Origin of the sequence: Kribbella sp. NPDC023972 (genome assembly GCF_040639075.1) — a bacterium.
Lineage (GTDB): Bacteria > Actinomycetota > Actinomycetes > Propionibacteriales > Kribbellaceae > Kribbella.
The window spans coordinates 251,226-260,754 of sequence record NZ_JBEZZH010000005.1 but is presented as its reverse complement, the minus strand read 5'-3'; the positions used below and the strand labels follow the sequence as shown (position 1 = coordinate 260,754).

The window sequence follows — 9,529 nt, the reverse complement described above, 5'->3', positions numbered from 1 at the left end:
AGCCGGTGCGCGGTGCGCCGGCGCGGGCAGGAGGCTTGTGTGGCCAAGGCCGAGTCCGTCCAACCCGGAGTGGGAGTGGGGCTGAGTGATCCGCTGAGTGCGTCCGTGCTTGATGGGAGCGGGTCCCATTGGCCGCCAGGCGGTCCGCCGCCCGGCGGGTGGGCCGGCGCGACGCTCGACGCTGCGCAGCTGCGGTCGCTGTTTGCCGGCACCGTCGCCGGAAGTGTGGGGTTCGAGGAGGAGCTACTCCTGGTGCACCGGGGGAGTTGGCTGCCCGCGGACGCCGCCGCCGTGCTGGCGGGCATCGGCGACCCGCGGGTGAAGCCGGAGCTGCCGGCCTGCCAGGTCGAGATCGCGACCTCCGTTCACGAGGACGTGGCGGACGCCGTCGAGGAGCTGCGCTCGTGCCGAGCACTGATAGCCGCCGCCTGTGGCCCTGACCTGGCCGCGATCGCGGCGCCCGTTCACCCCCTCCTCGAGGGACCGACCGCCCTGTCGCGCACTGAGCGGGCCGCCGGGCTCGGGGCGCGTTACCGCGAGGTGATCGGCCGGCAGCTCGTCTCCTCGTTGCAGGTGCACCTGGCCTTTGGCGATGCGGACTGCACGCTGGGCGTCTACCACGCGTTGCGCGACCTTCTCCCGGAGCTGGCCGCGCTGGCCGGGTCGGCCCCCTTCGCTGCCGGACGGGACACCGGCCTGTGTTCTGTGCGTCCGGTGATCGCCTCCGAGCTGCCCCGCCAGGGGGTGCCCCCGATCATCGCCTCTTGGGAGCAGTTCGCCGAGGACCTCGCCTGGCTGGTCCGAGGGGGTGCCGTGACCGACGCTTCGGAGTGGTGGTGGGAGCTCCGGCCGCATGTCCGCTACGGCACGCTCGAGCTTCGGGTCCTCGACGTACAGGCGACCGTGGATCAGACCAGCGCGATCGCCCGACTCGTCCACGCGGTCGCTGCCAGGCTTGCCGATCTGCACCACCTCAACGAGCTCCTACCGCCGGCTCCGACGTGGAGGATCGCGGAGAACCGGTGGGCCGCGCTCCGGGACGGCGTTAGGGGCGAGCTCCTCGACCTCCGCACCGGCGAGCCCCGATCCACCCGCCGCTGCCTTCACGACCTCATCGACGCCGCCGAGCCCTACGCGCCGGGCGGCCTGGACGACGTACGAGCGATGGTGGAGGACCCACCGGTGGATCACCTTCGAGCGCTCGGTCCTGAGCGCGTCGTCCCATGGCTTGCGGAGGTGTTCACCACATGAAGCTGCTGACGCTTCCAGGCGTCTTCGCCCCGATCTCCGACTCGTGGATGCTGGCCGACGCCATCCGCCAGGAGACCATCGGTCCGGGCTCGCAGGCGCTCGACGTCTGCACCGGGAGTGGTCTCCTCGCCCTCACCGCGGCGGAGTGCGGCGCGACCACGACCGCGATCGACGTCTCCCGCCGAGCGCTGCTCACTGTCCGGCTCAACGCGCTCCGGGCCGGCCTGCGGGTCCGGACGCTTCGGGGCCAGAACTTCGGACCCGTGGCCGGCGAGCGGTTCGACCTGATCGTGAGCAACCCGCCGTACGTGCCGTCACCCAGGCCCGATCTGCCCCGCCGTGGCGCGAGCCGGGCGTGGGAAGCGGGCCGCGACGGACGGATCATCCTGGACGCGCTGTGCGACGGGGCCCCTGCCCACCTGCACCCCGGTGGGGTGCTGCTTTTCGTGCAGTCGTCACTCATCGGGATCGAGGCCAGCTTCGAGCGACTGCGACGGGCCGGGCTGGTGGACGTCGAGGTGCGAGCCTGCGAGCGGGGTCCGCTGGGCCCGTTGATGCGAGCCCAGCAGGCCGCAGGGACGATTCCCGCCGACATCGACGAGGAGGACGTGGTGGTCATCCGCGCGAGCGCCCCACCGGGCCCACGTTGATCGCTGACTTGACTCGCAACTGGGTAGCCGGTAATCCATAGTCTCGTTTGGCACTCTCCCTGGTCGAGTGCCAACGCCTGGAGCGCATCGGGACGAGATGGAGGGGATCTGGCGCATGGAGGGCAGGGCAGCGCGGCGGTGGATGGCGATGCTCTTGGTGTATCCGTTGATGGTCACGGCGACCGCGGTCGACGTGGTGTGGGCCCTGTTCTTCCACGACTGGTTGCCGCCGACCGTCTACACCGCCGGTGTGATCGTTGTGGCCGCGGCGCTTGCCATGAGCACCCATCTGGTTCGGCAGTTGCCGCGTGCCGCATCCGTCCTGACCTTGGCCGTCTCGGTAGTGATCGCGAACACGGCATTGGTGATGACTGCGGATGCGCTGGCTCGGGCTGGCCGTTCCTTTCCCGAGATTGCGCTTGCCGGCTGCGGCGTCAGCCTCGCGGCCGTCGTACTCACCGCGCTTGTCGGTGTTGGCGCGGAGTCCGTCGTACGGGGGCCTGCGCGACCGACCGTAACTCCTGCGGAGCACGCTGTAGGCCCGACGGGTGTCGACCGTCCGTTGCCGACGCTGGTCGATCTGATCAGCCCCACGTTGGTGGAGGCGCCGGCAGTGGTGAACACGTCTGCGGAATCTCAGTCCGCCGCCTGAAGGCGGTGCGCCTGGGAGCTCAGCTGGCCGTGCCGTGGCGGGGCAGGACGTGCGTGCCGTCGCAGAAGGGAGGAATTGCGGTCCGGCCGCAGCGGCACAGCGCGACGGTACGGCGCGGGGCCGGAATCGCATCGCCGTCCTCGTCCAGCAGCACGAAGTCTCCGCGGACCAGGATCGGACCGTCCGGGTAGGCGCGGAGCTGGGTCGCGTCGTCATCCTGCGTGGTCATGAACGGGTAGTACCCACCCATGATTCACGACGGTTTTCCGGCCGGGTACCGGGTCGTCGCCCGATGCCCGAGGAGACCTGCATGCACCTACCACCGCCACGTGGGCCGCTCAGCGCCTGGTTGAACGACCGGCTATCGGGCGGCGACGGGGAGCGAACCATCGAGGTCGCGGCCTCCGGGCCGCCGTTCGCCGACGATGACCTGCAGCTTGCCCTCTGGGTGGCCTACGAGCTGCAGTACCGCGGCTTCGACGAGGTGGATCCCGACTACCAATGGGATCCGGACATCATTGCCTTTCGCGCCGAGTTGGAGCGGCCCTGGATCGACTGGCTGGAGGCCACCTGCCGAGTCCGTCCCACCGATCAACCGGTCGCGGCGCAGTTGCGCGCCTTGGTCGACGCCGATGACGGCCCACGACTCGCGCCGTACCTGCGTCGGCACGCCACAACCGAGCAGTTCCGCCAGTTCGTTCTGAACCGGTCTGTCTACCAGCTCAAGGAGGCCGACCCGCACAGCTTCGGCATCCCGCGCCTGGACGGCGCCGCCAAGGCGGCGTTGGTCGAGATCGAAGCCGACGAGTACGGCGGCGGCCGCCCCGAGCGGATGCACTCCGAGCTGTTCCGTACGACGATGCGCTGGCTCGGGCTCGACGACAGCTACGGCTCTTACGTCCCGGTGGTACCGGCTGTCACCTTGGCCGTGTCGAACGTGATGTCGCTGTTCGCGGTCCACCGTCGCTGGACTGCCGCCCTTCTCGGTCACCTGGCAGCACTCGAGATGACGTCGACTCTCCCCAATCGTCAGTACGCTGCCGGAGCCACCCGACTGGGCGCCTCGCAAGCACAGGCCCGCTACTTCACGGAGCATGTCGAAGCGGACGCGGTCCATGAGCAGGTCGCGGCGCACGACCTGTGCGGGAGCTATGTGCGACAACACCCCGACGCGATCGGCGACGTACTGTTCGGTGCGCGCTGCTCGCTTGCCGTGGACAACCTTTTCGCCGAGCAACTGCTCACCGAATGGAAGGTATCCGCGCGCTACCTGCGCAGGGCCGACTCGGCCGCATGCTGAGTCTGTCCCAGGGGCGAGTCATTCACGATCCGGTGTGGATGATCGCGACCGGGCACTGGGTGTGGTGGAGCAGTCCGCGGGATACCGAGCCCAGCCGCAGCGGAGTGAACTCCGAGCGACCGACGCCGCCGACGACGACCAAGTCGGCTGCCTTGGAATGCTGCGCCAAGACCTGGACGGGGTGACCGGGCCGGTAGTGGGTGCGGAAAACCACGTCGGGGTACTTTTCCGGCCAGCCCGCCACCGCGTCGCTGACCAGCTCACGAGCGGCCTCCTGCCAGGGCAGATCCGCCGAATTGACCCAGACACCGGGCGGTGGAAAGCCCTCGCGTTGCCGGGGCACGTGCACGATCACGAGTTCGGCGCCGCGCTCCGCGGCCGCCTCGAAGGCGAACCCGAGCGCGGCCTGGCCGGCGTGCGACCCGTCGACGCCGACGACGATCATGCCGAGCTCGCCCTCGTCACGGTCCCAGTCGTCCGGTACGACGACCAGCGACGTCCCGGCGAGCGCCGTACACAGCTGCGACGTCGAACCGAGCGTCAGTTCCGCGAAGCCGCCACCGCCGCGACGGCCGATCACCAGCAGCGCGGCCGTGCGGGAGAGGTCGAGCAGGACCTGAGCGGGATGACCATGCTGGACCTCGAGGCTCGCCTCGGTGCAGCCGAGCCGGCCCAGTTCGTCCGCGGCGTCCGCCAGGACCTTGTCGCCGTCGTCGAGGTCCGGTACGGCGGTCAGAGGGCGGGCCGGGCGGTCGTGGTCGACGACATGCACCGCGCGGATCGCCCAGTGCCTCCGGGCGGCGAGGTCCGTCGCCCAGCCCAGAGCGAGCAAGCCGCCGCGCGAGCCGTCGATCCCGACCACGATCGTCGGGCGAACCCGTGTGGACATCAAGCCACCTCCCGTCGTGCTCTCAGTAAACCCCGGCGGACTTGGCATCCAGCAGACCCGAAGGCCATCGCTATCCTGGACCAACGGCCTGTCGCGCCGTCGCCGGCTGTACGCAAGAGGACTATCGGCCCTGGGAGCGATGGAATTGAGGTGTCCGGCTTCGGTGCCGAGGCGATCGCGGCAAACTACGCACGGTTGGGGCCAGAGTACTCCCGTCACGGTGCGTAGCATCGGCGCCGCACCGCCAGGCGGTCTTCCGCGGTATCAGGACGACGTACGACGTCCTCGCGGCTGCAAACGAGGCTTCGCCGCGCCCTCCAGGTTCATTCTTGTCCCGCGAGGCACTGCGGGCAGTAGCGCGCCTGGGGATGGGCGGACAGGCAGTCGAGGCTGATCGTGCGACCACACCGGCCGCAGTTGCCGTACCGCCCTGCGTCCATTCGGGCCAGGGCGGCTTCGGTTTCGGCCAGTGCGGTTCGGGCGGCGGCAGCGAGTTTCTCGCGGACCTCGCGGTGCGCCGCGAGGTCCGAAGAGCAAGCGCCTCCGACGACGTCGGCGGCGATCTCTCGCAGTTGTTCACGTCGGAACAGACGATCTTCGTGCAGACGCGCCCGCAGAACGATGAGTTCTTCGGCGGCAAGGCGATGGTGGTTGTCTGCAGAGATCTGATGGGTCACGACGGCAACTCCTCGGCTGGTCGGACGCAGTGCTCGAGTGAGGCAGGACGAGGAGCGGTCAACTGGCGCGTTGCTGGCAGCCAACACAGAAGCGCACGTAGGGCAGGATCTCGAGGCGCTCGACGGGGATAGGCGTTCGGCAGCGTCCACACGTGCCATAAGTGCCGTCCGCCAGTCGTACTCCGGCAGCGTCGATCTCTTCGAGCACGCGCTGGATCGCGGCGGTTTGCGCCTCCTGCAGGTCTCGGTCCGGATGTGGAGCGGACTCCTCGATCGCCCTGAGCTGGGCGAGGCGGGAGTTGCGCTCATGTTCCAGGCGCCGGCGGGCTTCGTGCGCTGCGAGCTGCTGGGTGCGACCCAGGTCGGTGGTCACTTGCATCGGGTCCTTTCCAGGGGACGGCAACGGGTGGCCGACGTACGCGTGGAGGCATTGCGCACGCCGGCGGTCTGCGTCGCCCGTCGTGAGGATCGTGATTTGGTTCTGTCTCCACCATCGGCGATGCTGCGATCGTGGACCATCGGGCCTGACACCCATTTCGGCGGCGATGAGAGCTGTAGCCAGCGGTGGGCAGCCGGTGAAGGAAGGGGTGCTTTCGGTGCCTTTGTTCTGGCGCATCTTCGCGCTGAACGCGGTTGTGCTCGGGGCCGCGACGGCGTTGTTGCTGTGGGCGCCTGTGACGGTGTCCGTTCCGGTGCTGTTCACCGAGGCTTTGGTGCTGCTGGGTGGGTTGGCGGTGATGCTGGTCGCGAACGCCGTACTGCTGCATGTGGGGCTGGCTCCGTTGGACCGGTTGAGCCGCCGGATGGCGACGGTCGACCTGTTGCGGCCCGGGCAGCGCCTGCCGGTCGCCGGGCAGGGTGGTGTTTCGCAGTTGATCAGCGCCTTCAACGACATGCTGGCGCGGTTGGAGGCTGAACGTGCGGCCAGCAGCACCCGAGCGCTGTCCGCCCAGGAGGCGGAACGTCGCCGGATCGCGCAGGAGCTTCACGATGAGGTCGGCCAGAGTCTCACCGCCGTCCTGCTGGAGCTCATCCGCGCGGCCGACCGGGTGGACGACCCCGAGCTTCGTGCAGACCTGCACCATGCTCAGGAGACGACCCGGGAGAGCCTCGACGAGGTACGCCGCCTGGCGCGCAGGCTGCGGCCGGGTGTGCTCGAGGATCTCGGGCTGATCCCTGCGCTGACCGCGCTGGCCACCGACCTGTCCACGCACACCGGCCTCGCGATCCTTCACCAATTCCAGCCCGGTCTTCCCGCGTTGGACGAGCAGACCGAGCTGGTCATCTACCGGGTCGCCCAGGAAGGACTGACCAACGTCGCCCGCCACGCCGAGGCCACCCGCGTCGAAATCTCACTGCGTCACAACGACACAGTGGTAAGCCTCCGGATCCGTGACGACGGGCGGGGCCTCGGACTGGCGCACGAAGGAGCCGGTATCCGTGGCATGCGGGAGCGTGCCCTGCTTGTCGGCGCATCCCTCGAGCTCGGTGCCGCGCCGACAGGTGGTGCCGAGGTGAACCTCGTGGTGCCCCTCAACCGGGACGGAGGCTGAGAATGGCCGCATCAGGAGCGATCCGCATCCTGCTTGCCGACGACCATGCGCTGGTACGACGAGGCATCCGGCTGATCCTGGACGGCACACCGGGTCTCGAGGTGGTCGCCGAGGCCGGGGACGGAAAGGAGGCCGTCGACCTGGCGCGATCCACCGAGGTCGACCTGGCCATTCTCGATATCGCGATGCCGCGGATGACCGGTCTGCAGGCCGCGCGTGAGCTGTCGTCGCGCCATCCCGGCCTGCGGATCCTGATGTTGACGATGTACGACAACGAGCAGTACTTCTTCCAGGCACTCAAGGCCGGTGCGGCGGGATACGTGCTGAAGTCCGTGGCCGACCGTGACCTGGTGGAGGCCTGCCACGCCGCGATGCGCGGCGAGCCGTTCCTGTACCCGGGAGCGGTCAACGCATTGATCCGCAACTACCTGAATCGCGTCCGGCTCGGCCAGGCCATCCCGGAGCAGATCCTCACCGCCCGCGAGGAGGAGGTGCTCAAACTCGTTGCCGAGGGGCACTCCTCCAAGGAGATCGCCGAGACGCTGTTCATCAGCATCAAGACGGTCGAGCGACACCGGGCGAACATGCTTCAGAAGCTCGGGCTCCGCGACCGCCTGGAGCTCGCCCGCTACGCCATCCGGGCCGGCCTGATCGAGCCTTGAGAGGGCTCGTCACCCGGGCGCCTCTTGTTGACAGGGTAAGATGCCTCAGCAAGCATTGAGGCAATGAACGTTGAGCGGAATTCTCTGGTGGAGCGGGCTCGGGTGCATGCGGCGCTCGGGGATCCGGCGCGGCTGGCGATTGTGGATGCTCTCGCGGTGGGAGATGCGGCGCCGGGGGAGTTGGGGGCGTTGCTGGAGATGCCGACGAACTTGGTGGCGCATCATCTGAAGGTTCTGCACGAGGCCGGGCTGGTGGTGCGCGGGAGGTCTGAGGGCGATCACCGCCGGACGTACGTGCGTCTGGTGCCCGAGACGGTGGCGATGGCCGGCGGTCCTTCGTTGGGTGAGGTGCCGCGGGTGGTGTTCGTGTGTACGCACAACTCGGCTCGGTCGCAGTTGGCGGCGGCTATCTGGTCGCGGCGTAGTCAGGTGCCGGCGGCATCGGCCGGGACTCGGCCTGCGCAGCGAGTGCATCCGCGGGCGGTGAAAGTAGCCAGGCGGCGCGGGCTGGATCCGGACCGGTGGCGCACTTCTCAGGTGAGCGACGTGGTGAAGCCGGACGACCTGGTGATCGCGGTGTGCGACATCGCGTATGAGCAACTGCCTCCCGACGCGCGGCCCCGGGTCCACTGGTCAGTACCGGATCCGGCGCCGATCAACACGGATGCAGCCTTCGAAGCCGCGTACGACGAGATCGCCTCCCGCATCGACCGCCTGGCGCCCTTGCTCGACGAGACCGCCGTGCCTGTGGTGAGCGGCCGGTGAACACGATCCCACTGTGGCGGCGGATAGTTGCTGAGGGCATCGGGACCGGGTTGCTGGTCACCGTCGTGATCGGGTCCGGGATCGCCGCGTCGAGGTTGTCGCCGAACGACGTGGGGCTGCAACTGCTGGAGAACGCGTTCGCGACAGCTCTAGGTCTCGCCGTACTGATCCTGATGCTCGGGCCGGTGTCCGGCGCCCATTTCAACCCGGTGGTCTCGGGCGTCGACTGGTGGCTCGGGCGTAAGACGGGCAACGGCCTGACGTCACGCGAGCTTGGTGCCTACGTTCCGGCGCAGGTCTCGGGTGCGGTGCTGGGCGCCGTACTGGCGAATCTGATGTACGGCGAAGCCGCGGTGTCGTGGTCAACGACGGAACGCGGCGCCGGGCACCAGTGGCTCGGCGAGGTCGTCGCGACAGCCGGCCTGATCGTGCTGATCTTCGCGCTCGCCTCCTCCGGGCGGGCCGCGATGGCGCCGGCCGCTGTTGGTGCGTACATCGGGTCGGCGTACTGGTTCACCTCGTCGACCTCGTTCGCGAACCCGGCCGTCACGATCGGGCGGGCGTTCAGCGACACCTTCGCGGGGATCGCGCCGGCCTCGTTGCCTGGCTTCGTGCTCGCGCAGGTTGCCGGCGCCGCGGTCGGCGTCGCGCTGTTGGCCGTGCTGTACCCGGCGGCCGGTCAGGCCGCCGATGACGTGGTGAAGAGAGCAACGGGAGTATCCAAATGAGCAAGCCAAGTGTGCTGTTCGTCTGTGTGCACAACGCCGGCCGGTCGCAGATGGCCGCGGGGTGGCTGCGACAGCTGGCCGGCGACGCGGTCGAGGTCCGGTCGGCGGGTTCGGAGCCGCGCGATCAGATCAACCCGGTCGCGGTGGAGGCGATGCGCGAGGTCGGCATCGACATCAGCGGGGCGGTGCCGCAGCGGCTCGAGTACGAGACCGCGAAGAGCAGCGACGTGATCATCACGATGGGCTGCGGCGACGCCTGCCCGGTGTTCCCCGGCAAGCGGTACGAGGACTGGGAGCTCACCGACCCGGCCGGCCGGCCGATCGAGGTCGTCCGCCAGGTCCGCGACGAGATTCGCCGCCGGGTGGAGAAACTCGTCGGCGAGCTCGGCGTCGCCTGACCGT

General features: G+C 69.1%; 13 protein-coding genes. 9 read left to right on the top strand and 4 right to left on the bottom strand.

Features of this window, described 5'->3' with window-relative positions; genetic code table 11:
* The first annotated feature begins 39 nt into the window (after window positions 1-39).
* From AB0F43_RS21815 to AB0F43_RS21805, 3 genes are all read left to right on the top strand, one after another.
* Entirely contained in the window at window positions 40-1,251 is a 1,212-nt protein-coding gene (locus AB0F43_RS21815) for a YbdK family carboxylate-amine ligase (RefSeq protein ID WP_360479547.1), read from the top strand.
* Window positions 1,248-1,901: a HemK2/MTQ2 family protein methyltransferase gene (locus AB0F43_RS21810; RefSeq protein WP_360479544.1), complete on the top strand. Its 654-nt coding sequence runs from the start codon at window positions 1,248-1,250 to the stop codon at window positions 1,899-1,901. Before AB0F43_RS21815 ends, AB0F43_RS21810 begins: the two co-directional genes overlap by 4 nt.
* Before the next feature lie 115 nt (window positions 1,902-2,016).
* Window positions 2,017-2,553, top strand: coding sequence for a hypothetical protein (locus AB0F43_RS21805; RefSeq protein WP_360479541.1), 537 nt, complete (start codon window positions 2,017-2,019; stop codon window positions 2,551-2,553).
* A gap of 19 nt (window positions 2,554-2,572) precedes the next feature.
* Here AB0F43_RS21805 and AB0F43_RS21800 read toward each other — a convergent pair whose 3' ends face one another.
* Window positions 2,573-2,782, bottom strand: a complete 210-nt coding sequence (locus tag AB0F43_RS21800) for a CDGSH iron-sulfur domain-containing protein (protein WP_360479538.1) — start codon at window positions 2,780-2,782, stop codon at window positions 2,573-2,575.
* An 81-nt stretch (window positions 2,783-2,863) separates the two neighbouring features.
* Between AB0F43_RS21800 and AB0F43_RS21795 the strand changes: the two genes are divergently transcribed.
* Window positions 2,864-3,853, top strand: a complete 990-nt coding sequence (locus tag AB0F43_RS21795; RefSeq protein ID WP_360479535.1) for an iron-containing redox enzyme family protein — start codon at window positions 2,864-2,866, stop codon at window positions 3,851-3,853.
* Window positions 3,854-3,875: 22 nt separating this feature from the next.
* Here the strand turns inward: AB0F43_RS21795 and AB0F43_RS21790 are convergent, their stop codons facing one another.
* From AB0F43_RS21790 to AB0F43_RS21780, 3 genes are all read right to left on the bottom strand, one after another.
* On the bottom strand, window positions 3,876-4,742 hold the full coding sequence (locus AB0F43_RS21790; RefSeq protein ID WP_360479532.1) for a universal stress protein: 867 nt from the start codon (window positions 4,740-4,742) through the stop codon (window positions 3,876-3,878).
* A 323-nt stretch (window positions 4,743-5,065) separates the two neighbouring features.
* The gene (locus AB0F43_RS21785) at window positions 5,066-5,419 is read right to left on the bottom strand and encodes a hypothetical protein (RefSeq protein WP_360479529.1); all 354 of its coding nucleotides are present in this window, start codon (window positions 5,417-5,419) and stop codon (window positions 5,066-5,068) included.
* A gap of 58 nt (window positions 5,420-5,477) precedes the next feature.
* Window positions 5,478-5,792, bottom strand: coding sequence for a TraR/DksA C4-type zinc finger protein (locus AB0F43_RS21780; protein WP_360479526.1), 315 nt, complete (start codon window positions 5,790-5,792; stop codon window positions 5,478-5,480).
* A gap of 223 nt (window positions 5,793-6,015) precedes the next feature.
* Here AB0F43_RS21780 and AB0F43_RS21775 point away from each other — a divergent pair, with 223 nt between their 5' ends.
* From AB0F43_RS21775 to AB0F43_RS21755, 5 genes are all read left to right on the top strand, one after another.
* Window positions 6,016-6,972, top strand: coding sequence for a HAMP domain-containing sensor histidine kinase (locus AB0F43_RS21775; protein WP_360479523.1), 957 nt, complete (start codon window positions 6,016-6,018; stop codon window positions 6,970-6,972).
* 2 nt (window positions 6,973-6,974) lie between these two features.
* Window positions 6,975-7,634: a response regulator transcription factor gene (locus AB0F43_RS21770; RefSeq protein ID WP_360479520.1), complete on the top strand. Its 660-nt coding sequence runs from the start codon at window positions 6,975-6,977 to the stop codon at window positions 7,632-7,634.
* A gap of 63 nt (window positions 7,635-7,697) precedes the next feature.
* Window positions 7,698-8,399 carry an ArsR family transcriptional regulator gene (locus AB0F43_RS21765; RefSeq protein WP_360479517.1) on the top strand — a complete coding sequence of 234 codons (702 nt, stop codon included), beginning with the start codon at window positions 7,698-7,700 and terminating at the stop codon, window positions 8,397-8,399.
* Window positions 8,396-9,127, top strand: a complete 732-nt coding sequence (locus AB0F43_RS21760; protein ID WP_360479514.1) for an MIP/aquaporin family protein — start codon at window positions 8,396-8,398, stop codon at window positions 9,125-9,127. Before AB0F43_RS21765 ends, AB0F43_RS21760 begins: the two co-directional genes overlap by 4 nt.
* Window positions 9,124-9,525, top strand: coding sequence for an arsenate reductase ArsC (locus AB0F43_RS21755; protein WP_360479511.1), 402 nt, complete (start codon window positions 9,124-9,126; stop codon window positions 9,523-9,525). Before AB0F43_RS21760 ends, AB0F43_RS21755 begins: the two co-directional genes overlap by 4 nt.
* Window positions 9,526-9,529: the final 4 nt, after the last annotated feature.